Source organism: Kribbella sp. NPDC020701 (assembly GCF_055562215.1).
This window is the reverse complement of record NZ_JBVHFT010000023.1, coordinates 32682-56747: the sequence shown is the minus strand read 5'-3', so window position 1 is coordinate 56747 and position 24066 is coordinate 32682. Positions and strand designations below refer to the sequence as shown.

The following is a 24066-nucleotide window of genomic DNA, read 5'->3' as shown; positions in this document are numbered from 1 at the left end:
GGCGTCCTTGATGGAGCCACAAGGAGCCGGCGCCGGTCTCTGGATGCCGGCAAGTACCAAAAGCCCAGATTGCCGGATCCTGTGACCTGCGGTCGTTGTAGAATCTTCCAACCAACGGAAATCAGTGCAATGAGCGGGGTGGGGTCGATGAGCGCAGAAGGCTCAGGTACGTCGGCCCGGCGGTGGCGTGGGGTGCACAAGGCGCTGGCCGATCCGCTGCGGATCCGGCTTCTGGAGGCGCTGTGGGAGAGGCCGCAGTCCGCACGGGAGCTCGCCGAGCGGGCCGACGTACCGGCTGACCGGCTCTACTACCACCTGGGGCAGCTCGAACAGGCCCGGCTGATCGAGATCGCCGAGTACCGGCCGCTGGCCCGCGGCAAGGTCGAGCGGGTCTATGCGCCCGCGGTCACAGAACCCCCCGGCGATGCCGCGAGCCCGGAAGAGATGGCCGAGTTCCTCGGGTCGATCCTGGACGCTACCCGGGCTGATATCAACGCCGCCTACCGGTCCGAGCAGGCCGGCGGACGTCGGGAGGTCTCTGTGCACCGCGGTGCCATGCGGCTGACCGACGAGGCGCTCGCCGAACTGCGCGGCCACATCGAACGGCTCGCCACCCAGTCTGGGGACCGCGATGCGCCAGGGACCTGGACGCGAGTGGTTGTCGCGATCGTTGACCTGCAAGACCGCCCGTCCCCGGACGCTGCTGCACCACCAGAGTCTGAGAGGTCGTCATGAATGACAGTGAGGACTGCACGACCGACCCCAACACCCGGACGGCGATTGCGATCCGGGCCTCGGACGCCGAGCGCGATCAGGTCGGGGCGCAGCTGCAACACCACTTCGCGGTTGGCCGGCTGACATTGCCCGAGCTCGAAGAACGCTTGGCCGAGGCGTACGCAGCACGAACCCGCGACCAACTCGACGCGCTCGTGACGGATCTACCGGTCGAGGTGGAAGCAGCCGCGTCACCCACAGCTGAGATCGACACCCGCCTGCTGATCATCCTCCTGTGCACCTCGCCACCCGCGGCCCTCGTCTACTGGCTCATCTACTACCTCCGAGAGAGGAGGTGGGGATAGGTATTGGTGGGGGTGAACAGGTTATTGCTTGTCTGAGGGCCCCAGAAGGTGTCCCAGCCCCCGCGTTCCGGCCGCCTGTTGAGTAGGGCTAGCGGTCGTGCCAGCGGAGGTCGGTGATGACGGGGCGGTGGTCGGAGGGGAATCGCCTGGCTACAGGCGGAGCTCGGTCACGATCGGGCGGTACGGCGTACGTAGGCGGGAAGCGCGTACCAGAAGACGACGAACCAGATCACGACCGCGCCGAGGATGACCAGCGCGACGGGACGGGAGAGGATCGCGTCCAGGGCGATCAGGACCCCGCCGGCGATCGCTGCGAGCAGGAAGACGAGTCCGACGCTGATCAGGCGATGGGTGATCGGGACCAGCCGGTCGCGGAGTTTCTGCTGGTAGAGGATGCGGTGGAAGGACACCGGGGCCAGGAACAGCGCGACCGCGAGGGCCGACGTGGTCAGGGTGACGGCGTACACGTAGTGCGTGAACTGGTCGGCGGCCTGGAACTGGTTCTGGAAGGCGATGGTCAGCAGGAAGGCGAACAGGATCTGCGTGCCGGTCTGGGCGAGGCGCAGCTCCTGCAGGAGTTCGCTCCAATGCCGGTCCAGCCGGGCACCGGCGTTCTCTTCGTCGCGTTCGTACGGTCGGACGGTCATCGCTTTCCTCACGTCTGGGTAGGCGGGTAAGCACCCAGTACCCCGGAACACGCGTAGTCGACCGGGATGCGGGTACCGGGCGGCTGAGCGAAGGGAGAGCGCGTCATGCCTGCAGGTTCGAGTCCGAAGCGGGAACGGCAGTACGAGCACATCAAGGCCGGGCTGAAGAAGAGTGGCCGGAGCGAGGACACCGCCGAGGAGATCGCGGCACGGACGGTGAACAAGGAGCGGGCGCGTGCGGGGGAGGCGAAGCAGAAGAGCCGTTCCTCCACGCACGACATGTCGTCCAGCCGGCGCGGCGGCCTGCGGTCACACAGCGGCTCGAAGGGCCGCACCAAGGAACAGCTCTACAACGAGGCCAAACAGAAGAACATCAAGGGCCGTTCGTCGATGAACAAGGCCCAGTTGGCGAAGGCCGTCGGCCGGTAGCTATTCGGAGCCAGGTGGAGTCGGTAGGCGGCGGTGGCGGAGGACGTACTCGGCGATTTCACGGAGTTTGATGTTGCTGTGCTGTGAGTGGCGGCTGAGGACGTGGAACGCCAGGTCGGCGCCGATGTCGAACCGTTGCATGAGGATGCCTACGGCCTGGCCGACCAGCTTGCGTGCCTCGACGGCGTTCAGCATCGATTCGCGATGACGTGCTTGGGTGATCGCTGCCGACGCATGTTGCGCGAGGAGAGCGGCGATCGTGAGGCGTTCGTTCCCCACTCGATCGGGGTCGCTCTCGTACAGGCTGAGAGCTCCCACCGGGCCGGACTCGACCCTCAACGGCAGATGGGCGACGGCGGCAACGCCGGCCGGCGGCTGCACCTGATCGTTGGAATGGTCGACGACGACCGGGTCGTTGCCGCGCGCCACGACCAGCAGCGGACTGCCCTCGGTGAGCAGGTCCCGGCAGAGCGGTCCGATGGCCGGGTCGGAGAGCGCCGCAAGCTCGACCCGGCCGGCGCGTCGGGTCAGTACAAGGCTGGCGAACGGCCAGGCAAGCGTCTGGGCAGCGAACTCGACGACCGCGGCCGCGACCTGATCGACGCCGGCGTCGTGGAGTCCACGGTGAGTTGGGAGAGCGCTGCCGCGACCGAAAGCTCCGGCTGGTTCGGCACTGAGAAGTCCCCCGGGGGCATGGGTGAAGAACCACCCACATCTCCGGAGTGCAGAGGCCAAGTTTGCGTGATTCGTCGCCGGATTGCCTAATCCATCAGCCGGTGTGGCGGCTGTTTCCTGGCGGGCGTCGGTGGTGTGTGCGACATCCTTGGCGGTAGCGTGCTGCGTGGTGCGTGGCTCAGGAGGTGGGGCGGAGATGCCGTGGTTTCCGGAGTTCAGCAGTGCGGCAGAGTTGGCGCGGCGCGAGATTCGGATCGCCGGGCAGGCTGATCCGGTCGCGCAGTACTTCACCGCGTTGAACGAAGGCAGGACCGACGCTCTCGAGGTCGTGTGGCCCGGCGAGGTGGTGATCCACGATCCACGGGCCGGAGTTGTCCGCGGTCACCGAGAGTTGCGGACCTTCGTCCAGGACAACCGCTCGTGGCTGGCTGAGCACGAGGCGCGGATCGAGACGATGGCGTCGACCGTCGTCGGTACGCGCGCCGTCGTCGAGCTCCTGGCCCACGTGCGGTACGACGGCCGCGAGGTGCCCTGGCCGATGGCGGTCGTCGCCGAATCACCGGACGATCGATCGGTCGTGTTCCGCACGTACTGCAGCCAGTGGCCGGTCGACGGACGACGCCACGTCAGACCTCCGGTCTTCGAGCCCGGGCACGCCGAGCCCGGCGACGTCGTCGGCCGCCATCTCGGTGCGCTCGCCACCGGTGACACCGAATCGATCCTGAAGACCTTCGTGCCGGACGGGTACGTCGCCGAGCCGATCGGACCGCACTACATCCATCGCGGCGCCCACGAACTCCGATCCTTCTACACCGGTACCTTCAGCGCCGGCGGCATCGGCCTCCAAAGCTGCACGATGATCGACGACGGCATCCGCTGCGCCCTGGAGTACAACCTCATCTCCTGGGGAACCCACGCCGTACCACCCCAAGCCGGCATCGCCGTCTACGAACGCAGCCCGGACGGCCTCCTCACAGCAGTCCGCATCTACGACGACGTAGAACCCCCAAGCCCCATGTAGTCAGTCCGGAGCGGGCCAAGCATCTTCTTGTGCGCGAAATTTACAGCGCTGTAGACAGAAAGATTTACAGCGCTGTAAAGTCGCGGCATGTCGACGAGCCGTCCGAACATCCTGTTGTTGATGACCGATCAGCATCGGGCTGGTTTCACTGCCGGGTCGGGGTTCGGGCTGGACACGATGCCGTGTCTGGATGGGATTGCGGCGGCGGGGGCGTCGTTCGAGCGGGCTTACACGAGTTACCCGGCGTGTGTGCCGGCGCGGACGAGCTTGCTCACCGGTCGCTTCCCGACCGCGCACCGGGTTCGGCAGAACAGCAACGCGCAGCATGCGTACTACTCGGATGATCTGCTCGACGTACTTCGCGGCAGCGGCTACTCGCTGCACTTCGCGGGGAAACCGCACATGCATCGCTCGGCTGAAGACTTCGATACGTTCCACGGTCCGTTCATGCATGATCGTGGTCCGGCGGCGTCTGGCACCGAGGCAGCGTTCGACCAGTGGCTGCACGGACTCGACCACGGGGTGGCTTCGGAGCCGACGCCGTACCCGCTCGAGGCGCAACTGCCGTACCGGATCGTGTCCGGCGCGCTCGACGCGGTGGGTACGACGTCCGCGGAGGATCCGTTCTTCCTGTGGGTCTCGTTTCCAGAGCCGCACAACCCGTACCAGGTGCCGGAGCCGTATTTCAGTCTCTTCCCCGAGGACGACGTACCGGATCGGCTGGCCGGTCCGGAGGCGATCCCGGAGCTCGGCTGGCGCTATCGCTGGCTGCACGAACTGGTCGCCGACAAGCGACCTGGGTACGACGATGCCTGGCGAAGGTACCGGGCCAACTACCTCGGCATGCTGCGCCTGATCGACGACCAGATCGCCCGCCTGCTGGACGGTCTCGGTGATCGGCTCGACGACACGCTGGTCGTGTTCGTCAGCGATCACGGCGACTACGTGGGGGAGTACGGGCTGCAGCGCAAGGGTGCAGGCATGTCGGATGCGCTGATGCGAATCCCCTTTGTCATCAGCGGACCGGGGGTGGAGCCGGGGCATCGCGACGAGTTGGTGTCCATGGTCGACCTGCTCCCGACCGTGTGTGAGGTGGTCGGCGCGGACCTGCCGGACGGGGTGCAGGGCCGAAGCCTCGCGCCACTGCTCGCCGGCGAAGAAGGACCCGAGGCCGAGTTCGGCAGCATGTACGCCGAGCTCGGGTACGGCGGTGTGTCGTACGACGAGCAGGACCGCCCGGAACTGCATTTCCCCTACGACGGCTCGACGTACGACGAACTGAACAGCGTCACCCAGAGCGGTGGCGAACGCATGCTGGTCAGCGGTCACCACAAGTTGATCGTGGACGACCGTGGCCGGCGAAGGCTGTTCGACCTCCGTGCCGATCCGGCCGAGCTGGTCGACCTGTCCGACGACCCCGCCCACCATGACGTGCTGGACGCGTTGCAGGCCACGTTGGTGCGGTGGATGATCCGCGTCGCCGACGACCTGCCGGCCGGGGCCTATGTACCGAAGACCACCAAGCACAACTGGCGCTGGGCCTGACCCGCGCGGCGCTGCCGACCCCTGGAGGCGCACCATGGCAGGAATCACTCGACGGACCTTGCTCGGGTTCGGAGCGGCGGCCGCGACGGCCGTCACCGTGCCCGGCTGTGGCGGAGGTGGCGAAGGATCGTCCGACGGCCTCCGGGTCGCCTGGTACGGCGGCGATCCGGTGCACAAGGCAATGGATGCCGCACTGGCCGCGTTCGGCACCGACCACAACGGTACGAAGCTCACCACCGAACGGGCCGCGTTCGCCGACTACTGGGACAAGCTCGCGACACAGACCGCCGGCCGGAAGAGTCCGGACGTGTTCCGGATGTCGATGAGCTACTTCTCCGACTACGCGAAGCGCAAGGCACTGCTGGATCTCGCCGGCAAGCCGATCAAGCTCGACGCGCTGGACAAAGATGTCGCGGAGAGCGGGAAGATCGACGGCAAGCTGATGGGGATCGGGCAGTCGTCGATCACGCACGCGACGTTCCGCAACCCGCAGCTGGTGGAGAAGGTCGGCGGGAAGCTGCCGGAGCGGTGGAGCTGGCAGACCTTCGCCACCTTCGCCAAGGACTTCGCCGCCGAGGCCGGGCCGGGGTCGTACGGCACCAGTGATGCCGGCGGCAACTTCCAGATCTTCGAGGTCTGGGCGCGTGCGTACGGATCCGAAGTGTTTGCCGATGGCAAGCTTGCCGTCGGCAAGGAGGTGCTCGAGGGCTGGTTCGAATACTGGCAGGACCTGCGGAAGGCCAAGGCGGCACCGCCGGCCGACGCGTCCGCGGAGGGCGGCTCGTTCGAGACGTCCCAGCTGTCCAAGGGCAAGTCGCCGGTCGAGTTCGGCTGGGTCCAGCAGGTCACGTTCTACCAGCCCCTGGTCAAGAACGCCGAGCTGGTGGTCGGCGCCGTACCGGGCCGGGAGCCGGGGTCGCTACGCGGTCAGTTCCTCAAGGCGCTCGATTTCTGGTCGGTCTCCGCGAGTACGAAGAACGTCGACGCGGCCGCCCAGCTGATCGATTTCCTGATCAACGACGACCGTGCGGTCACGGCGATCGGGCTGACGCTCGGCGTACCGCCGTCGAAGAAGTCCCGCGATCTGATCGCCGCGCAGCCGAACACGGCGGCGGGCCGCGCGATCGCGTACGTCGAGAAGATCGAGCAGCAGGTCGGGCCGTCCCCGCAGCCCTGGCCGAAGGGGTACGGCGAACTGCTGAGCGTCTTCACCCGGCTCAACCAGGACATCGGCTTCGGCCGCACCAACCCGGCCGCGGCGGCGGACAAGTTCGGGTCCGAGGCGACCCGGGTCTTGAGCGCATGATCAGCCGGACCCTGCCGGGCAAACTGCGGGAGAGCCTGCCGGCTTACGGCTTCCTGGCGCCCTGGCTGGTAGGTCTGGTCGGGCTGACGCTGGTGCCGATGGTGCTGTCGCTGTACTACTCGTTCACCGACTACAGCCTGCTCGCCCCGCCGGTCTGGGAGGGTCTGGCGAACTACCAACGGATGCTGTCCGACGACCGGTACCAGCACTCGCTGGTCGTCACCTTCACCTACGTGCTGCTGTCGGTGCCGCTGGAGATGGTGTTCGCGCTCGCGGTTGCCGTCGTACTCAACCAAGGGCTGAAGGCGGTCGCGTTCTATCGGGCCGTGTACTACGTGCCGAGCCTGCTCGGGGGCAGTGTCGCGATCGCGATCCTGTGGCGGCAGATCTTCGGCGCGGACGGACTGGTGAACCACCTGCTCAGTTCGGTCGGGGTCGACGGGCCTAGCTGGATCGCGTCGCCTGACACGTCGCTGCTCACGCTCGTGCTGCTTCGGGTCTGGCAGTTCGGTGCGCCGATGGTGATCTTCCTGGCCGGATTGCGGCAGATCCCGGGCGACGTACTCGAGGCCGCCGAGGTGGACGGGGCCGGGCGGGTACGGCGGTTCCTGCACATCACGTTGCCGCTGCTGTCGCCGATCGTGTTCTTCAACCTGGTGCTGCAGATCATCGGCGCGTTCCAGGCGTTCACCCCGGCGTTCATCGTCTCCGGCGGCAGCGGCGGGCCGTCGGACTCGACGCTGTTCTACACGCTGTACCTGTACCAGAAGGCGTTCGGCAGTTTCGAGATGGGCTATGCCGCGGCGATGGCGTGGGTGCTGTTGCTGATCATCGCCGGCTTCACCGCGGCCAACTTCGTGATGAGCCGGCGCTGGGTCTTCTACGCCGACGAGCGGGAGGCACGATGAGTACGACGGACCGGGCGGGAGCGACCGGATTGCTGTCCCGCCGGACGATCGCGCACGCGGCGGTGATCCTGATCGGGCTGGTCATGCTCTACCCGTTGCTGTGGATGGTGAGCAGTTCGCTGGAGCCGAACGACCAGATCTTCGGCTCGGGGTCGTTGCTGCCGCATTCGCCGAGTCTTGCCAACTACCGTGACGGCTGGACCGGTCCGGGGTCGCCGTTCAGCGTCTACCTGCTGAACTCATTGCTGATCTGCGGACTCACGATTGCCGGCAACCTGCTGTCGTGCTCGTTGGCGGCGTACGCGTTCGCACGGATGTCGTTCGTGGGACGGCGGGTGCTGTTCGGGTTGATGCTGGGCACGATCATGCTGCCGCAGCACGTGACGCTGATCGCGCAGTACTCGATCTTCCGTGACCTCGGCTGGGTGGACACCTACCTGCCGCTGGTGGTGCCGAAGTTCCTCGGCACGGAGGCGTTCTTCATCTTCTTGATGGTGCAGTTCATCCGTGGGCTGCCGCGGGAGCTGGACGAGGCGGCCCGGATCGACGGGTGCGGGGTGTTCCAGATCTATCTGCGGATCGTGCTGCCACTGCTGCGGCCGGCGCTGGTGACGACGGCGATCTTCTCGTTCATCTGGAGCTACAACGACTTCTTCACCGCGCTCATCTACATCTCCGATCCGAGCAAGCTGACCGTGCCGCTGGCACTGCGGACCTTCCTCGACGCATCCGGTCAGTCCGAGTGGGGACAGATGTTCGCGATGAGCATCGTCACGATGGTGCCGGTGCTGGCGGCGTTCGTGTTCTTCCAGCGCCGGATCGTCGAAGGGTTCGCCACCTCCGGCCTGAAGTAGTCTGGCGACCGTGACCACCAGACCGCGGCTGGCTGACGTGGCCGCTCGGGCCGGCGTCTCGATGAAGACCGTCTCGAACGTGATCAACGACTTCCAGCACGTGTCGCCGCAGATGCGGGCCCGCGTCCAGGCCGCGATCGAGGAGATCGGCTACCGGCCGAACCTGTCGGCGCGCAACCTCGCGCTCGGCCGGGCCGGCATGATCGCGCTCGTCGTTCCACAGCTGGACATGCCGTACTTCGCCGCGCTCGCCGGTCAGGTCCTGGAGGCGGCGGCGCGGAGCAACTGGGTCGTGCTGATCCAGCAGAGCGGCGGTGATCCCAAGGTCGAGCGGGACGCGCTGGCCGGTCACTTCCCACAGCGGATGGACGGACTGATCCTGAGCCCGCAGCGGATCGGTCCGGCCGACCTGCGCGACCGCACGGACGGGACTCCGCTCGTGATGCTCGGGGAGCGGAACTACCAGGGCATGGTCCAGCATGTTGCGATCGACAACGTCGCGGCTGCCGAGACCGCCGTACAGCATCTGATCGACATCGGGCGGCGGCGGATCGCGCTGATCGGCTCGAGCCCCACCGACCGGCGGCACCCGAGGCTCCGCGGCTACCGCCAGGCGTTGCGCGCGGCCGGACTGCCCGAGCGGACGGAGTGGATCAAGCCGATCCGGAGCAACCTCGGTGAGGAGGGGGAGCGGCAGATGGCGGAGCTCCTCGCCGAGAATCCCGGCGATCCACCGGATGCGGTGTTCTGTGTGACCGACTGGGTCGCGCTTGGTGTGATCCGGGCGTTGCAGACGCGCGGGTTGCGGGTGCCCGACGACGTCGCGGTGATCGGCTTCGACGACATTCCGTACGGGCGCGCCGCTACTCCGACGCTCACCACGATCTCTCCGGACCGTACGGCGATCGCCCAGCTGGCCGTTTCCTCCCTGGAGGACCAGATGGGGGCTTTGGCCGCGGGTACGCCGTACGAAGTCTCCGACCAGCAGGCCTCGTTCCGCCTCGTCGTGCGGGAGAGCACTGGCCAGTAGGTCGGTGGTGACGGTCCGCGATGGTGATGTGCGATGTGTTCTACGCGGCGCTCCTGCAGCACATGGGCTGTACGGCGTACTCGCACGCGGGCGCGTGTGGGCCTGCTCGATCCCGACGCCGCCGGAGCGGTGCCGGCCGTCGCGGACACTGGGCCCTGGTAGACCAACAATCCCTCCTCCACCAGCTAGGCGCGGCTCGCTGACTCGGCCTCGACGGGTGCGTAGGCCGACTTCGGTAGGAGGCGCAGGCCGGAGTGCACAGTCAGCAGCTCGGGGAGTGCGTACTTGCTGGAGCGGGTGGTGTTGATGCCGTGGGTGCCGAAGGTCATGGTGACCGAGCATTCGGCTGGGCTCAGGCCCACGAGGCGACCCCTCTGGACAGTCAGCAGCAGGGCATCCAGCGTGTAGAGCAAGGTGAGATCGAACCTGATGGTCATGGGAGACTGTGCGTCGACGGTCACCTCCACCTCGGGGTGATGGTCCGACTTGATCTTGTGGCTGGCCAAGCTGACATGCTCGGGAGTCCCGGCACCTGCCAGTGTGGCTCTCGCCGCTTCCTTGAGGTCGCGGTGCGTCCGCCAGGCCCACAGGATGGGCGCGCCGAGGTCCTCATCGAGCACCTTGGCGAGCGCGCCGGCCACGGGACCCGAGACCAGCGGACCGACTCGGGGCACAGCCTTGAGGACTCCGCTGCGCGTGACGAAGTCGTTGAGTTCAGTGGATGCGTCGTGACTGGCCTCGGTGAAGAGAGAGACGATCGTGACGCGGTGGTTACTGGTGTTCATCGCTTGTCCTCCTGCAGGTACTGCTGCCCGCGGTCAAGGCGAGCCTTCACGCTGATGTGATGTGCCGGACCGGACTCCTGCATGCTCGGGCTCGTCGGGGTGAGAGGCCGTCCGACCGCTGTGATCTGAGGTAGCAGACGGCCATCGGGTTGACGCCCCTTGTGTACGCGCATGGCCTTTCCGGCTGCGAGGACGCCGGCTCCGATGAGCAGCGGCAGCAACCACGACGGCCAATTCGACTCGTCGGCTGCCAGTTCCACGGTGACGGTCGTTCCCTCAGGGACCAGCTCGCCGGCGCTTGGTGTTTGGCGAGTCACATGCCGCGATCCACCCGACGAATCACTCCCGCTGATCAGCTCGAACAGCAGCCGGCCGCCTGCGACCGCGCCGCGCGCTTCGTCCTCACTGCGATCGAGCAGGTCGGGAACCGGTACGAGCTCCCGTGTCGGCTCACGGTTGAGATCGACAGTGACGACAGTTCCGACGTCGACTTCGGTGCCGGCCGCCGGACGCTGGTTCACGACGATCCCAACTGCCGTCCCTGGCTTGACGATGCGGGGCTGGAACTTCAGGCGAGCCGCCCCGATCGCTTTCTGTGCCGCGGCTTCGAGATTGCCCACGACGTCTGGCACGACTGTCCGTACTGGCACCGGCGGTACTGGCACCGGCGGTACTGGCACCGGCGGCGCGGGGGCGCGCTCGATCTCGACGGTAATCACGGTGCCCACCGGAACCTGACCATCGCGCGGCGACTGCCGGACGACCCGTCCAGTTCCAGGACCGTCCTTGACGATCCTCGGATCGAACCCCAACTTGGCGGTCTCGATCGTCTTGCGCGCCGTCGTTTCGAGCTGGCCGACCACGTCGGGCACGTCGACCAACTTGACTGCCGGCTCTCGGCGGATGTCGGCGGTCACCTTGGTGCCGACCTCCACCGGCTCGCCTGCCTGCGGCTCCTGGCTCACCACCCGGCCAGGACGCTTGCCATCCTGGACGATCCGTGGGACGTAGACGAGCTCGGCGAGCTTGCAGAGCGCCTCCGCCTCGTCTTCGGTATGGCCAACGAGATCCGGGGCCGTCTTCGGCTGGACGGGCTCCTTGAGGACGAGCTCGACAATCTGGCCGAACACCCCGTACGCGCCGGCGGCAGGATTCTGCCGGCCGACGATCCAGTCCGCTTTCGCCGTTCTGGGGGACGGCCGTACGACGAAGCCGAGCCCGTCCGCCACCTCGCGTGCGGCGTCGAGTTTCTGCCCGACCAGGTCAGGCAGCACGACGCCAAGCCAGAGAGCCACTACCGGAAAGGCGCCGTCGGGGTCTGGCATGCTGCGCACTTCCTGCTGGGCGATCACGACCTTGTTCTCGTCGACCGTCGACGGCTTGTCGTTCAGGAGCATGCAGATGAATTCGTCGGACCGGATGCGTGTGACAGCTGCCTCTACCGACAACCCGAGCACGTCGGGAGGGTTGAGGGGAGAGCCTGTCCACTCGTTCGTGTCAGCGCGTGACAGACAGTCCGGGCGCCCGTTCCCGGCGTCGGCCGGGAGCGTCGGCAGCACCGTGAAGAACAGAGCGACGAAGACTCCAGCACCGACGATCAGCCGCAGTACGCGATGAGTCACGCAAACCTCCCCCCGAGGTATCACACTTGTCTGACCCTCCGGCAGACGCGTTTGATACCGGCCCGTGAGGACGTTCTCCGCGAGTCGGACCGAGGACGGTGGCTCGGGCCGGCTCGCGGTAGCCCTGCTGTCGTTCGGGGTCAGCGGGTGACGTCGTAGACCAGCTTCTGGATTCCGTTGGAGAAGGACTCGCTCTCGATGAGCGTGAGGCTCTGCTTGTCCTTGTCGGTTTCGCTGAACAGTCGCTTGCCGGCGCCGAGCAGGACCGGGAAGACCAGCAGGTGGTAGCGGTCGATCAGGCCGGCGTCGGACAGGTTGCGGTCAAGGGTGGCGCTGCCGTGCAGGATGATCGGGCCACCCTCGGTCTCCTTGAGCGCGGCGACGTCGTCGAGGGACCGCAGGATGGTGATGTCGCCCCAGTTGGTCACCAGGTCCTCGTCCTTCAAGGTGGTCGAGACGACGTACTTCGGCATTGTGCGGTACAGCGGGAAGTCCTCGGTCATCGTCGGCCAGACCGGCGAGAAGGCCTCGTAGCTGACCCGGCCCATCATCATGGCCGCCGCCTCGGTCTGCTCACGGCCCTTCAGTTCGTAGGCGGCCTCGTCGAACGGGATGTCCTTGAACGTCCAGCCCGAGTTGCGGTAGCCCGGCTCGCCGCCGGGGGAGTCGACGACGCCGTCGAGTGAGACGAACGCGGTGGCGATCAGAGTACGCATCGGATGCTCCTTGGCTGCTGTGCTCGAAGTGCTGTCGTCAGTGCATCGAACAACACCACCCGAACTCGACACCCCCCACACCAAGCCCAATGTGACGCCGGTCACATTCGGTCAGCAGTGCTTAGGCCCGCACTCGCAGTCGCATCTGGAATGGCAGGGCTCGCGCGGAGTGCCGCAAACCTGGTGTGGCAGCAGCACTGGGCCGACACCCGGCAGAGCCTGGCTACGGGCCAAGCGCAACAGCGCTTCCGCGGCGATGGGAGCGTTCTCTCCCGTCGCGGACATCCGCGCCGCGATCATCCCGGCCATCAGCGGCGCCGAGAACGACGTCCCACTCCAGCTCGCGATCCCCGCGAAGCGTCGTACCTCATGTGGCTTTTCGTCTTCGAAGCAAACGTAGTCACCGACCCCGAACGCGTTGACCAGATCCTCGCCGAGGGCGTAGACGTCCACCCAACCGCCGTAGTTGGAGAAATCCGCACGGCTGTTACCGTCCGCAGACAGTGCTCCGACCCCGATCACCCAGGAATACGCCGCCGGGAACGTCGGCAGGTTGGTCGTGTCGTTTCCGGCCGGTGCAACTACGACGGCATTCAAGTGGCGCAAACGCTTGTCGTAGAAGGCGTTGAAGGTCAGCATCGGGCGATGGAACCGGGTGATGCCGTCGAACTCACAGACGATGATGTCCGCACCCAGGTCGAGCACGGCGTCCATCCGCCGGATGATCTCGTCCTCGTACGCCATGCCTGCGTCCTCGTGGTAGTCGATGGGCTCCGCCCGCTTGACGCACACCGTGGCCTTCGGTGCCATACAGCGCACACAGCCGGCCACGAAGGTCCCGTGGCAGGCGTAGGCCTTGATGAGTTTCTTGCCAGTCACGTAGGGGTCCTCGGTGTCGCCGTCCACGCCGGCCATCCACGGCCACATCCGCGACGCGCCGTCGATCAGACCTTCGTCGACGACCCCGACCACCACGCCATGGCCGTCCCATCCGTGCGTCCCGCAACAGATTCCGCTGGTCATCGGCGGTACTGGGCCCGCCGACCCGCTCGGCACCACGGCCGGCTCCGTCGCCGGGCACGGATGCCCGTTGCCACACAACGAGAGAGCGTGGTTGGGGGTCGCCTTTCCCACACCGAGTACTTGATCCAGCCGGCGGAGAACGTTCGGCGTCGACAGTGAATCGTGATCGTTGGGCCGCTCGCCGTACCCAGCGCCGGCCTGGTCGCCACGGACCCTCCGGAGGCTCGCTCTGCCGGCCGCGTCATGGGGCATGCCATTTCGCCAGACCAGGCTGGTGACCCCGTCGATCACGGGCAACAGGCCGATCGCGACGTCTTCGGGAATGATCGGTCCGACGTCTTCACGACTCGGCTTCTGCTCGTCAGCAGGCTGCGCTTCCTGGTCATCAGGCTCGGGCGTTCGAGTCAGGGCGTCGAGCACCAGGTCAACGTCCTCCGTGCGGACGAGAAGAGTGTCCCGCCGATAGAAGTACTCGACGTATCCGAGGTTTTCCCAATCGTCTGGGTACGCGGCCGTAGTGCCACGCCACCGTTCGGGCCCGCCGTCCTCGTTCGGGTCTTTCAGGATGAGGTGCAGTGCTTCTTTGAGGCGTTGGTCTGCTGGCATTTTGGTCCCCTCCTTTGTGGTCAAGAAATTCGGAGAATGCGCGAGGCGGGGGTATTACGATCGGAAGATGTTCGGGTAACGGGAGGGCGGGTTTTGGCGTGGACGCGTTCGAGTTGCATGCGCTTGCACTCTCGCGGCCGGCTGAGGCTCTGAGGATGGCCGAAGAGGTACTGGCGAACTCCCCGTCGCACTCCGAGGCCGCGGCAGCTCATCAGGCGGCGGGGGTCGTCCACCGCGACTTCGGCGACATCCATCAGGCGGTGGTCGAGCTCAAGGCGGCGCACCGGCATGCTCGTCAGGCGGCCGATCGGGATCACGAGGCCGACATTCTGGCCAGCCTCGGCGTGGCCCTGGTGATGGAGGGTCACACCGACCGCGGGGTGGCCGCGCTCAACTCGATCGCGCCCGGCCGGACCGGCGTGCCCGCCGGTCGGATCCTGATCCGCCGCGTCTGGGTGTGGGGCGCGGTGCTCGGCAAGTACGACGAGGCGCTGGCCGACGCTGAACAGGCAGTGGCGCTGCTGAGTGACACGGGCGACCTGGTCTGGGAGGCGCGGGCGCTGACCCACCGGGCAATGGTGTTGCTGGCCATGGGCGCGATCGATCGCGCCGACGAGGACTACGCCCGCAGCGAGGAGTTGTTCGCGAAGTGCGGTCAGCAGGCCGAGTACGCCGACACCCGGCAGGCGCGTGGTGCAGCGGCGTTCGCCCGCGGTGATCTGCCGACGGCGCTGCTGTACCTCGACGACGCACAACGGGTGGTCGACGAGCTCGGCGTCCTCGATCCGGACTTCTTCGCCAACAAGTGTTTGGTTCTGTTGGCGGCCGGTCTGACGCGCGACGCACTCACCGAGATCAACAGCGCGCTCGACCGGATCGAACAGCAGCATGGCTCGACGGCGCGCCGCGCAGAGTTGTTGTACTGCGCCGGACTGGCAGCGCACGCGGTCGGCGCTCTGGATCTGGCCGAGAGCCGCAGCCGCGACGCGCTGAAGCTGCTCCGCCGCCAGCAGCGTCCGTGGTGGGCGGCGCGTGCGGAGCTTGCACTGCTCCAGTCCCGCTACGCGGGCGGCGACCGTACGGCGCGTCTGCTGCACACCGGCCAACGGGTCTGTGCGGAGCTCGACAGGCTCGACCTGGACCTGGCCGCGGAGGCGCATCTGCTGACCGGTCGGCTCGCTCTCGCGCGGACCGACTCGGCCGAGGCCACACGCCACCTGAAGATCGCGGCCGCAGCGCGGCACCGTGGCCTGCGCGCACGCGGCGCCGGCTGGCTCGCTCAAGCCACGCTCCACCAAGGCGACGGCCGTCCGCGCGCGATGCTCGCCGCCTGCCGGCAGGGCCTGAGCCTGATCGAGATCTACGTGCGCACTCTCGGTGCCACCGAACTCCGCGTCCTGGCCACCGCCCAGGGCGCGGAGCTCGCCTCGATGGCGCTCCGGTACGCCGTCCAGCGCGGCAATGCCCGCCAAGTCCTCGACTGGAGTGAACGCTGGCGGGCCACCGTGCTCGCGATCCCGCCGGTCCGGCCGCAGCGCGATGACGGCCTGGTCGCCGATCTGACCGCGCTGCGGGACCTGACTCACCGTCTGGAGGCCAGCCGCGACTACCGCGCCGGATCCGGTCCGCTGCATCGCGAGCGCCGGCGCCTCGAGGCCGTCGTACGCCGCCGGGTCCTGGTGACACCCGGCGCTACGGGCGACCGGCCCGACCAGTTCCGCAGTACCGATCTGCTCGATCACCTCGGAGATCGCAGCCTGGTCGAGCTCACCGACGTTGACGATCAGTTGTACGCCATGGTCGCGGCGCGTGGGCGGATCCGCCTCAAGCCGGTCGGTCCTACCGCACTGGCGACTCATCGGCTCTCCCACGCGTTGTTCGCACTGCGACGCGAGGCGACCGGACGCGGCGCGCACCAGCTCGATCTTGACGACATCGGAGCCCGACTCGAGACGGCCCTGCTGGGTGACGTGGTCAAGCATCTGGAGGACGGCCCGGTGGTCGTCGTACCGACAGGCCGGCTGCACGCAGTTCCCTGGAGCCTCCTGCCCTCGCTACGGCACCGGCCTACGTCGGTGGCCCCGTCGGCGGCAGCCTGGTTGCGTGCCCGGAACGCTGCGCCGTCGTCACAGCGGGTGGTGCTGATCGGTGGTCCACAGCTGTCGACAGGACGAGAGGAGGTACGGCGTCTCGCGGAGCTGTATCCGGACGCGGTGGTGCTCACCGGTGGCGATGCGACGGCCGAAGCGGTGCTGGAAGCGATGGACGGGGCGGCGTTGGTGCATGTCGCGGCCCATGGCACGTTCCGGGCGGACAGCCCGCTGTTCTCGGCGCTCGAACTGGATGACGGACCGCTCACGGTGTACGACCTCGAACGGCTGGAACGGGCGCCACACCGAGTGGTGCTGTCGAGTTGCAGCTCGGCCCTTGGTGGACCCAGCGGTGCGGACGAGTTGCTCGGTCTGGTGAGCGCATTGGTCGCGCTCGGGTCGTCAGGGTTGGTGGCGAGCGTCGTACCAGTGAGCGACCCGGCGACGGTGCCGCTGATGCTGGGTCTGCATGGCAGGCTGCGACTCGGAGACGATCTCGCCGAAGCACTCGCCCAGGCCCGGGAGTCGGTCGGCGACGGCCAGTTGGCGCGCACGGCTGCGCAGTCCTTCATTGCCCTTGGAGCGTGAGCGCCGGTCATAGTCGCACCCAGTCGGTGACCACTCGGCCGGTGGCCGTGTCGCAGCGCAGCCGGACCGAACCAGCAGGCAGGGTCGGCAGGACGAAGAAGCCGGTTTCGTCGGCTGTGACGCGGTACTCCGCGCCGTCCGAGGTCTCGATGAGGATCTCGCCCGCGCTGGGCGGGAGGATCTGGCCGACCACTTCGACCAACGTCACCTCGAGTTCCATCGACAGGGGAGCGGAGGTGAACACCAGCAGCCGGTTCTCCCCGGGTTCAGCCCGGGTCTCCGCAACCGGCTCCAGCGAGGAGTCGAAGGTCAGGAAGGCCCGCAGGAGTTCCTCGTCGATCGTGCGCCACGAGAGCGCTCCCTCGGCATGCTCGGCGACCGTCCGTGCCAGCGGTGCGGTCTCCCGGAGAGCCTCCGCGAGATCCTCCAGGAGGCGGTCGTCGTCATCCCAGCGTCGCCGCGTCATGCGGATCACCTCCCGACGATTCCGAAGCTTCGACGTACGCTCTGACCGGCGGCGAGCCGCGGAGCCGCTCCAGCGCGCGTGAGCGGGTCGGCCCGATGCTGCCGACCGGAATCCCGGTGCGCTCGCTGATCTCGACGTACGACGGTGGTGGGTCTTCCAGCAGTAACAACAGCAACTCGCGCTGCCGGCGCGGCAGTTCAGCCATCCCGGCGAGCAGCACCTCGTGCCGCTCGGCCCGGCACAGGCCGTCGTCGGGCTCACCGGTGTCGGCCGCCACCGACTGATACTCGGCATCCAGCGGATCGCTGGGCCGCAGCCGACGGCTGGTCGAGAGGTACCGGATCGACTCGCGACGTGCGGTCGTGATGATCCACCCCGGGATCGCCTGCGGTTCGTGCAGGCTGTCGAGGTGCTCGACCAGCCGCAGCCACACGGTCTGTGCGACGTCGTCGGTCTCGCTCGGCGTCAGCCGGAACCGCCGGACGACGGACACCAGCAACGGCGCGTACCGCACGACGAGCTCGCGCCACGCCTGCTGCTCGCCCCCGGCCGCGGCGGTCACCAGATCGGTGACCGGTGAAACCTCATCCATCATTCCGGTTCCCCCTGTTGTTCAGGGCTCTTATTGGTACGGACCGCACCAGGGGACCGCCAGATACATCTCGGTGCCAGGTATCTGGAGGACGCCGCGCCGGGTCCGTCGGTAGAGGACTCGTTTTCGGGGGGATCCCATGAGCACACCGCCGATGTACAGACCGGCGCCGGCACCCGCGCCACCGAGGTCGAACGCGCTTGATGTCAGTGCCTTGCGCCATCCGACAGAGGGCTCACGCTTCGCCCTCGCGTGCATCGCCAGTACGGCGGTGGTCGCGGGCGCGGTGTTCGTCTTCTTGTCGACCGGCCATGCCCTCGAGATCGCGCTGATCATCGTCATCCTCGTGCTGCTCATCCTGCTGATTCGCGTGGTGCAGATGGTGCTGCGGATTCACCTGCTCGCGAACGCGGTCCACGTATCGGCCGCGACCCTTCCCGATGTCGACGACGTGGTCCGCGAGGTCCGGGCCCGGTTGGCGTACGAGGGCCGGCTGGACATCTTCGTGGTGAACAAGACCAGCCGCACGCTCGGCGAGACGTCGGCGCCGGTCGCGATGATCAGCTTCTTCGGTGTCCGGTTCATCCTGGTCGAGGGCGACGTGATCGGTGATCTGTCGGACGACAGTCAGCGCGGGCAGTTCGTATTTCTGCTGGCGACGTACGTCGGAGCGCTCAAGGCGCGGCACACAGCCTGGTCGCTGATCCTGTCGATCCTGCGGGGTTTGGCGCTCCCGCGGTTGGTCGGACCGTTCGTCGCTCCGTGGTACCGCGCGACGGTGTACACCGGCGACCGGATCGCGCTCGCCTGCTGCGGAGATCTCGGTGTGAGCCTGCAGGCGTTCTACCGGGACCTGGTCGGCAAGGACATCTCGACCCATGTGCGGCCCGGCGGCTTCGTGGCCCAGGCCCTCCACGCGCGACGTCGGATGCTCCTGCGGCTTTCCCAACTGCTCCACTTCTCGCCACACGCGACCAACAGGTACCTCGAACTGTTGTCCTTCGCGGCTCAGCGCGAACCCGCGGGGTTCGAGGCGTTTCGCAGCGAGGTGGACCCGGCCACCCGGGAGTTCGACGGTGTCCTTGCGCAGCTGGGAAGCCGGCGAGCGAACGGAGCGGCCCCGGCGATCGGTGTCGCGTTGTCCGTCCTGCTGCTCCTCGGCGGCATCTTGACCGGACTGACCGTGCGGGACACCGGCGTCGCAAACTTCGCCTACGACTACTTCAACCGGGGCGGCGGCAGCGAACCCGAACCTGTACTGCCTACCGACCCGGTCACTACCCCGAGCCCGATCCAGCCGACGCTGGACCCGGCGGACGTCTTGATCGCGAGACTGCCCGCGGACCTGCGAGCGACCTGCACTACCGGGACACCGGAGTCCGATGAGGTCGTGCTGGTGGTCGACTGCACCCCGACCGGCTCCTCGGCACCCGAGACGGTGAGCTACCTGGCTTACCCGAGCGCGGCCACACTGCGCGCGGCCTTCGAGCGGTACGTCGGCGAGATGGCAACCGGTCAGTGCGAGACCGGCTCGAACCACCGGACGACGTGGACGTCCAACAGCATCACCCGTGGATCGCTGGCCTGCTACACCGCCCGTTCGGGGAAGGCGACGGTCCTGTGGGGCACCGACGACGCGGCCCTCCTCGCCATCGCCCAGGACGAGACTCTCGAGGTCGATGACCTCTACGCCTGGTGGAAGCAGCACGCCGTGATCTCCTAGGCTTCTCGAAACTGTATTTATCGGCACCTGTGCCGCCTCTTGTGGACAGGTCGGGAGTCGTCGTTGCAGGAGGGGTCGATGGGATCTGCGGGGAGAACTGCGGTTGTGGTCGGTGGCGGGATCGTCGGCTTGGCCGTGGCGAGGGCCTTGCAGCGGCTTGATCCCGGGACGCCGGTGATCGTGCTCGAGAAGGAAGGGTCGGTCGCGGCGCACCAGACCGGGCACAACTCGGGGGTTGTGCACTCCGGGCTGTATTACAAGCCTGGCTCCCTGAAAGCACGGCTGGCCGTGGCCGGGGGAGCGGCGCTGAAGGAGTACTGCGATGAGAAGGGCATCCCGGTCGACATCTGCGGGAAGCTCGTCGTCGCGACCACCGAGGCCGAGTTGCCACAGCTCGACCGGCTCTTCGGCAACGGCCATGCGAACGGTGTCCCGGTCCGGCGGCTGACCCTCGACGAGGTCGCGGAGCGCGAACCGCATCTGCGCGTGAAAGCTGCCCTGGCGGTCGATTCCACCGGCCGGGTGGACTTCAAGCTCGTGGCGGATGCCCTGGCCGACGACGTCCGCGCGGCCGGTGGCGAGATCCGTACCGGGGTGACGGTGACGTCGATCGAGAACGTGGGCTCCGTCGTCCGCGTGCGTACGACGGACGACGTGATCGAGGCGGATCGCGCCGCGGTCTGTGCCGGCTTGCACAGCGACCGGCTCGCGCGGGCCTCCGGACTCGAGCCAGGTGTCCGCATTCTTCCGTTCCGCGGCGAGTTCAGCGAGATCGTCCCGGAGCGTGACTTCCTGGTGAAGGGTCTGGTCTATCCGGTGCCCGATCCCGACCTGCCGTTCCTCGGCGTACACCTCACCCGTGGCATCGACGGCACGGTCCACGTCGGGCCGAACGCCGTACCCGCCCTGGCGCGCGAGGGCTACTCCTGGCGGAAGATCGTGGCTCGGGATCTGCGGGAGTCCTTGTTCTACCGGGGCTCGTGGAAGCTCGCGCGGCGCTACGCCAAGACCGGCGCCAAGGAGGTCATGCGCTCACTCACCGGCCGAGCGCTCGTCCGCGAAGCCCAGCGAATGCTGCCCGAGCTACGAGTCTCCGACGTACGACGCTCAGGCGCCGGCGTGCGCGCCCAAGCGGTCACCCGCGACGGCAAACTCGTCGACGACTTCCTCTTCCTCCGCGACGGCCGCACCCTCCACGTCCTCAACGCCCCCTCGCCAGCCGCCACCGCCTGCCTGACCATCGCCGACCGGATAGCCGAAGAACTCAGCGCCGACCGAGCCTGAGGTCAGGGCGTCGTCATCTGGGTGGTCTGCTGCGCGGCCCAGCGGGCGGCTGCCTCGGCGACCGGGATCGTCGGGTTGACCAGCCATGCGGCCTCGAGGCCGTAGCAGAACGCGATGATCTCCATGGCCTTGAGCTGCGGATCGATGTCGTCGCGCATCTCGCCGCGGTGCTGGGCGGACCGCAAGGTCGCCGTCACGCGTTCGATGGTCGTGCGGTAGCCCTCCACCAGGCGGGGGTGGAGGTCGGTGTCGGGGGAGACGTTCTCGCCGAGGACGACCGTGTTCATGCCGAGCAGGCTGTACACCTTGTCGTCGTGCTGGCTCGGCCAGCTCGCCATGTGCCGGGCGATGATGTCCACGATCTTGACGCCGGGGTCGGGCCCGTCGCCCCACAGCCACTCCTCGGTGAAAGCCAGGTGGCGGTCCAGCACGGCGTTGAGCAGCGCCTCCTTGCTGCCGAAGTGATAGAGCAACCCGGTCTGTGACACACCCGCCTCGGCCGCGATGTCGGCCAGGCTCGTGCCGCGCGCTCCGTTGCGGGCGATGAAGCGTACGGCGACGTCGACGATGCGCTCGCGGGTCTCGAGGCCCTTGGCCGAGGTCTTGGGCTTCTGGGTAGCGGGCACGGTCGATCTCCCTCGCGATGGGCCGAAACGGTCGCCGCCAAGCATAGACAACCGACTGAGTACTCGGTAGCTTTGCAAAACAGACTGAGTACTCAGTCTGGATTGAGGCAACGAAAGGACGGTCCCGATGAGCGCAGCGTCCCCGCGGGAATCCCCGCCCCGGCCGCACGAGCAGGTCCAGGCCTTCCTGGACAGCTCCGGCTCATCACCCGACCCGTGGAGCGCCGACATCGCGACGGTGCGGGCGGACGCGCGCGAGAAGGTCCTGGCCGTGTCCGGCGAGCCCTCATCGGTCGCTTCCGCCGAGTCGATCGACGCGGGCGGCGTGCCGGGCCGGCTCTACCGACCCACTGGTGGCGAACGACAAGTGCTGATCTGGGCACACGGTGGCGGCTGGATGCACGGCGACCTCGACACCGCCGATGGTGTCGCCCGCGCTCTGGCGAACCGGGCCGCCTGCGCTGTCTTGTCGGTCGGCTACCGGCTGGCTCCCGAGCACCCCTTTCCGGCCGGTTTCGACGACACTTGGACCGCCATCACATGGGCTCGACGCACCTTCGACAGCGTGGCCGTCGGTGGCGACAGCTCAGGCGGAAATCTCGCCGCCGCGGCGGCGCTCAAGGCACGCGATGACGGCGTCGATTTGGCAGCCCAACTGCTCGTCTACCCGGTGCTCGACAGCACCGAGGACACCGATTACAAGATCGGGTTCCAGCAGCGGTACGAGCGCTTCGCCGGCCGGCCGGGTTTCGGCTCGAACAGCTATCGACGGCTCAAGCACATCTGGGAGACCTATGTCCCCGATCCAGCCGCGCGCACGGCGTCGTACGCGTCACCGCTCCATGCCCGATCTGTGTACGGCGTTGCGCCCGCAACGATCATCACCGCCGAACACGACTTCCTCCGCGGCGAGGCCGAGGACTACGCCCGGCGCCTGCAGACGGCCGGCGTGCCGATCGAGCTGCACGAGTACGCGGGCCAGATCCATGGCTTCTTCGAGATGTTCACCGTCATGACCGACTCACATCACGCCATCGGCGTGGCCGGCGACGCCGTACGCCGTGCCTTCCAATCCATCCAGCCTTCGAGGGAGTTCTCGTGCGATCGCTGACCACGTACCGCCTGGCCGCCGTGGTAGCGGCCACCACTCTGCTCATCACCGCCTGTGCACCCGGCGGGAACTCCGAAGCCGGCCCGGTGCCGTCCAAGCCGGCGACCACCGGCGTCGGGACCGAGCCGGTCACCCTGAAGCTGCTCGTCAACAGCGGCGTCGACGTCCCGTTCTACACCGCGCTCGGCGACCTGTTCCACGCCAAGTACGCGAACGTCACGGTCAAGGTGGAGAACCAGGACTACGCCACCCTGACTACGAACATCGCGCACATCCTTGCCGGGAGCAACGTGCCTGATCTCGTCCGGGTCTCGCAGCTCGGCAACCTGATCGACGATCACCTGCTCGCCAGCCTCGACCCGTATGCCGCGGCGTACGGCTGGGACAAGTGGCCGCAGTCGCAGTTCAGCTCGACCCGCGTCGGGCCGGACGGCAAAGAGCGGGGGACGGGTTCGCTGTACGCCGCCGGCGCCGGATTCGGCCTGACCGGGGTGTACTACAACAAGGCGCTCGCGCAACGGATCGGCATGACGCAGCCACCGGCGACCGTCGCCGAGTTCGAGCAACTGCTCGCCAAGGCGAAGGCCGCCGGGCTGCAGCCGATCATGATCAACGGCAAGGACGGCGGCAGCGTGTATCCGCTGCAGAACCTGGTGATGGCGACCGAGGCCGACGCGCAAGGTGTCCAGGACTGGAACTTCGCCAAGCCCGGCGCAAGTATCGACAACCCGGCGACGGTGAAGGCCGCCACGACGCTGCAGCGCTGGGGAAAGGCCGGATACCTGCCCGCCGACGTGAACGACATCGACCAGACCCGGGCACCTGTCGAGTTTGCCAAGGGCAACGGTGTGTTCTTCCCGAGCGGCAACTGGCAGGCGCCGGGACTGGACAAGGCCGGGGCCGGCCAGTTCGGGTTCTTCCTCTTCCCGGCCGGTGAAGCCGGCGGGCCGTCGTACGCGATGACCGCCGCTGCCAACCTGGGGATCCCGGCCAAGTCGTCCCATGCCGACGTTGCGGCCGCGTTCCTGGACTTCGTGCAGACCAACGAGAAAGCGCGGCAGGACACGGTGACCCTCGGCGGCCTGGTGCCGGCAGGCCCGTCGGACGCCGCGGCGCCGACCGCGCCCGCGGGATCGGCGGTCGCTGCCACCGTCGGCGCGTTCCAGCAGCTGCTGAAGAGCAACGGGTTGGTTGGCTTCATGGCCGACGCAACGGCTTCGATCCACGTCAACAGCCTGATCCCGCAGACACAGTTGCTGCTGGCAAGCAAGACGACACCCGAGGCGTACGCGGCGAAGGTGCAGTCCGACTACGCACGCGACCTCGGTAGGTGATGGTGG

Annotated in this window: 23 protein-coding genes; 14 read left to right on the top strand and 9 right to left on the bottom strand. The window is 67.5% G+C overall.

Going from position 1 to position 24066, the window contains the following annotated elements; translation table 11 throughout:
* Positions 1–147 precede the first annotated feature (147 nt).
* Together ACZ3HV_RS38875 and ACZ3HV_RS38870 are read left to right on the top strand one after the other, a co-directional pair.
* Positions 148–735, top strand: a complete 588-nt coding sequence (locus ACZ3HV_RS38875) for an ArsR/SmtB family transcription factor (RefSeq protein WP_465692162.1) — start codon at positions 148–150, stop codon at positions 733–735.
* Complete coding sequence (locus ACZ3HV_RS38870; RefSeq protein ID WP_465692160.1) at positions 732–1079, top strand: DUF1707 SHOCT-like domain-containing protein; 348 nt, start codon at positions 732–734, stop codon at positions 1077–1079. The genes ACZ3HV_RS38875 and ACZ3HV_RS38870 overlap by 4 nt, the downstream gene beginning before the upstream one ends.
* Positions 1080–1246: 167 nt before the next feature.
* On the opposite strand, the gene ACZ3HV_RS38865 is transcribed toward ACZ3HV_RS38870, so the two are convergent.
* A complete protein-coding gene (locus ACZ3HV_RS38865) occupies positions 1247–1726 on the bottom strand; it encodes a DUF6328 family protein (RefSeq protein ID WP_465692158.1) in 480 nt (159 codons plus the stop codon).
* A 105-nt stretch (positions 1727–1831) separates the two neighbouring features.
* On the opposite strand from ACZ3HV_RS38865, the gene ACZ3HV_RS38860 reads away from it, so the two are divergent.
* Positions 1832–2155: a plasmid stabilization protein gene (locus tag ACZ3HV_RS38860; protein WP_465692156.1), complete on the top strand. Its 324-nt coding sequence runs from the start codon at positions 1832–1834 to the stop codon at positions 2153–2155.
* Here the strand turns inward: ACZ3HV_RS38860 and ACZ3HV_RS38855 are convergent, their stop codons facing one another.
* Positions 2156–2890, bottom strand: a complete 735-nt coding sequence (locus ACZ3HV_RS38855) for a GAF and ANTAR domain-containing protein (RefSeq protein WP_465692154.1) — start codon at positions 2888–2890, stop codon at positions 2156–2158.
* 136 nt (positions 2891–3026) lie between these two features.
* Between ACZ3HV_RS38855 and ACZ3HV_RS38850 the strand changes: the two genes are divergently transcribed.
* The 6 genes from ACZ3HV_RS38850 (at position 3027) to ACZ3HV_RS38825 (ending at position 9494) form a co-directional block, all read left to right on the top strand.
* A complete protein-coding gene (locus ACZ3HV_RS38850; protein WP_465692152.1) occupies positions 3027–3851 on the top strand; it encodes a nuclear transport factor 2 family protein in 825 nt (274 codons plus the stop codon).
* An 87-nt stretch (positions 3852–3938) separates the two neighbouring features.
* On the top strand, positions 3939–5396 hold the full coding sequence (locus tag ACZ3HV_RS38845; RefSeq protein WP_465692150.1) for a sulfatase family protein: 1458 nt from the start codon (positions 3939–3941) through the stop codon (positions 5394–5396).
* Positions 5397–5430: 34 nt separating this feature from the next.
* On the top strand, positions 5431–6702 hold the full coding sequence (locus tag ACZ3HV_RS38840) for an ABC transporter substrate-binding protein (protein ID WP_465692148.1): 1272 nt from the start codon (positions 5431–5433) through the stop codon (positions 6700–6702).
* Positions 6699–7610: a carbohydrate ABC transporter permease gene (locus tag ACZ3HV_RS38835; RefSeq protein WP_465692146.1), complete on the top strand. Its 912-nt coding sequence runs from the start codon at positions 6699–6701 to the stop codon at positions 7608–7610. The genes ACZ3HV_RS38840 and ACZ3HV_RS38835 overlap by 4 nt, the downstream gene beginning before the upstream one ends.
* On the top strand, positions 7607–8464 hold the full coding sequence (locus ACZ3HV_RS38830) for a carbohydrate ABC transporter permease (RefSeq protein ID WP_465692144.1): 858 nt from the start codon (positions 7607–7609) through the stop codon (positions 8462–8464). Before ACZ3HV_RS38835 ends, ACZ3HV_RS38830 begins: the two co-directional genes overlap by 4 nt.
* A gap of 10 nt (positions 8465–8474) precedes the next feature.
* On the top strand, positions 8475–9494 hold the full coding sequence (locus tag ACZ3HV_RS38825) for a LacI family DNA-binding transcriptional regulator (RefSeq protein ID WP_465692142.1): 1020 nt from the start codon (positions 8475–8477) through the stop codon (positions 9492–9494).
* A 185-nt stretch (positions 9495–9679) separates the two neighbouring features.
* Here the strand turns inward: ACZ3HV_RS38825 and ACZ3HV_RS38820 are convergent, their stop codons facing one another.
* The 4 genes from ACZ3HV_RS38820 to ACZ3HV_RS38805 all read right to left on the bottom strand — a co-directional run bounded on the left by ACZ3HV_RS38820 (position 9680) and on the right by ACZ3HV_RS38805 (position 14246).
* The gene (locus ACZ3HV_RS38820; RefSeq protein ID WP_465692140.1) at positions 9680–10279 is read right to left on the bottom strand and encodes a hypothetical protein; all 600 of its coding nucleotides are present in this window, start codon (positions 10277–10279) and stop codon (positions 9680–9682) included.
* Positions 10276–11901 carry a PASTA domain-containing protein gene (locus ACZ3HV_RS38815; protein ID WP_465692138.1) on the bottom strand — a complete coding sequence of 542 codons (1626 nt, stop codon included), beginning with the start codon at positions 11899–11901 and terminating at the stop codon, positions 10276–10278. Before ACZ3HV_RS38815 ends, ACZ3HV_RS38820 begins: the two co-directional genes overlap by 4 nt.
* Positions 11902–12041: 140 nt before the next feature.
* A complete protein-coding gene (locus tag ACZ3HV_RS38810; RefSeq protein ID WP_465692136.1) occupies positions 12042–12617 on the bottom strand; it encodes a dihydrofolate reductase family protein in 576 nt (191 codons plus the stop codon).
* 111 nt (positions 12618–12728) lie between these two features.
* Positions 12729–14246, bottom strand: coding sequence for a S8 family peptidase (locus ACZ3HV_RS38805; protein ID WP_465692134.1), 1518 nt, complete (start codon positions 14244–14246; stop codon positions 12729–12731).
* Positions 14247–14401: 155 nt separating this feature from the next.
* Between ACZ3HV_RS38805 and ACZ3HV_RS38800 the strand changes: the two genes are divergently transcribed.
* Entirely contained in the window at positions 14402–16924 is a 2523-nt protein-coding gene (locus ACZ3HV_RS38800; protein ID WP_465692132.1) for a CHAT domain-containing protein, read from the top strand.
* Positions 16925–16931: 7 nt separating this feature from the next.
* Here ACZ3HV_RS38800 and ACZ3HV_RS38795 read toward each other — a convergent pair whose 3' ends face one another.
* Both ACZ3HV_RS38795 and ACZ3HV_RS38790 read right to left on the bottom strand, forming a co-directional pair.
* Entirely contained in the window at positions 16932–17390 is a 459-nt protein-coding gene (locus tag ACZ3HV_RS38795) for a hypothetical protein (RefSeq protein WP_465692130.1), read from the bottom strand.
* Positions 17368–17985 (bottom strand): RNA polymerase sigma factor, encoded by a 618-nt coding sequence (locus tag ACZ3HV_RS38790; protein WP_465692128.1) that lies wholly within the window; start codon positions 17983–17985, stop codon positions 17368–17370. The genes ACZ3HV_RS38795 and ACZ3HV_RS38790 overlap by 23 nt, the downstream gene beginning before the upstream one ends.
* Positions 17986–18196: 211 nt before the next feature.
* Between ACZ3HV_RS38790 and ACZ3HV_RS38785 the strand changes: the two genes are divergently transcribed.
* Together ACZ3HV_RS38785 and lhgO are read left to right on the top strand one after the other, a co-directional pair.
* Positions 18197–19705, top strand: coding sequence for a M48 family metalloprotease (locus ACZ3HV_RS38785; protein WP_465692126.1), 1509 nt, complete (start codon positions 18197–18199; stop codon positions 19703–19705).
* A gap of 78 nt (positions 19706–19783) precedes the next feature.
* Entirely contained in the window at positions 19784–20989 is a 1206-nt protein-coding gene (gene lhgO, locus ACZ3HV_RS38780; protein WP_465692124.1) for an L-2-hydroxyglutarate oxidase, read from the top strand.
* 2 nt (positions 20990–20991) lie between these two features.
* Here lhgO and ACZ3HV_RS38775 read toward each other — a convergent pair whose 3' ends face one another.
* Positions 20992–21615, bottom strand: coding sequence for a TetR/AcrR family transcriptional regulator (locus ACZ3HV_RS38775; protein WP_465692122.1), 624 nt, complete (start codon positions 21613–21615; stop codon positions 20992–20994).
* Positions 21616–21742: 127 nt separating this feature from the next.
* Here ACZ3HV_RS38775 and ACZ3HV_RS38770 point away from each other — a divergent pair, with 127 nt between their 5' ends.
* Complete coding sequence (locus ACZ3HV_RS38770; protein ID WP_465692120.1) at positions 21743–22726, top strand: alpha/beta hydrolase; 984 nt, start codon at positions 21743–21745, stop codon at positions 22724–22726.
* Positions 22714–24060, top strand: coding sequence for an ABC transporter substrate-binding protein (locus ACZ3HV_RS38765; protein WP_465692117.1), 1347 nt, complete (start codon positions 22714–22716; stop codon positions 24058–24060). Before ACZ3HV_RS38770 ends, ACZ3HV_RS38765 begins: the two co-directional genes overlap by 13 nt.
* Positions 24061–24066: the final 6 nt, after the last annotated feature.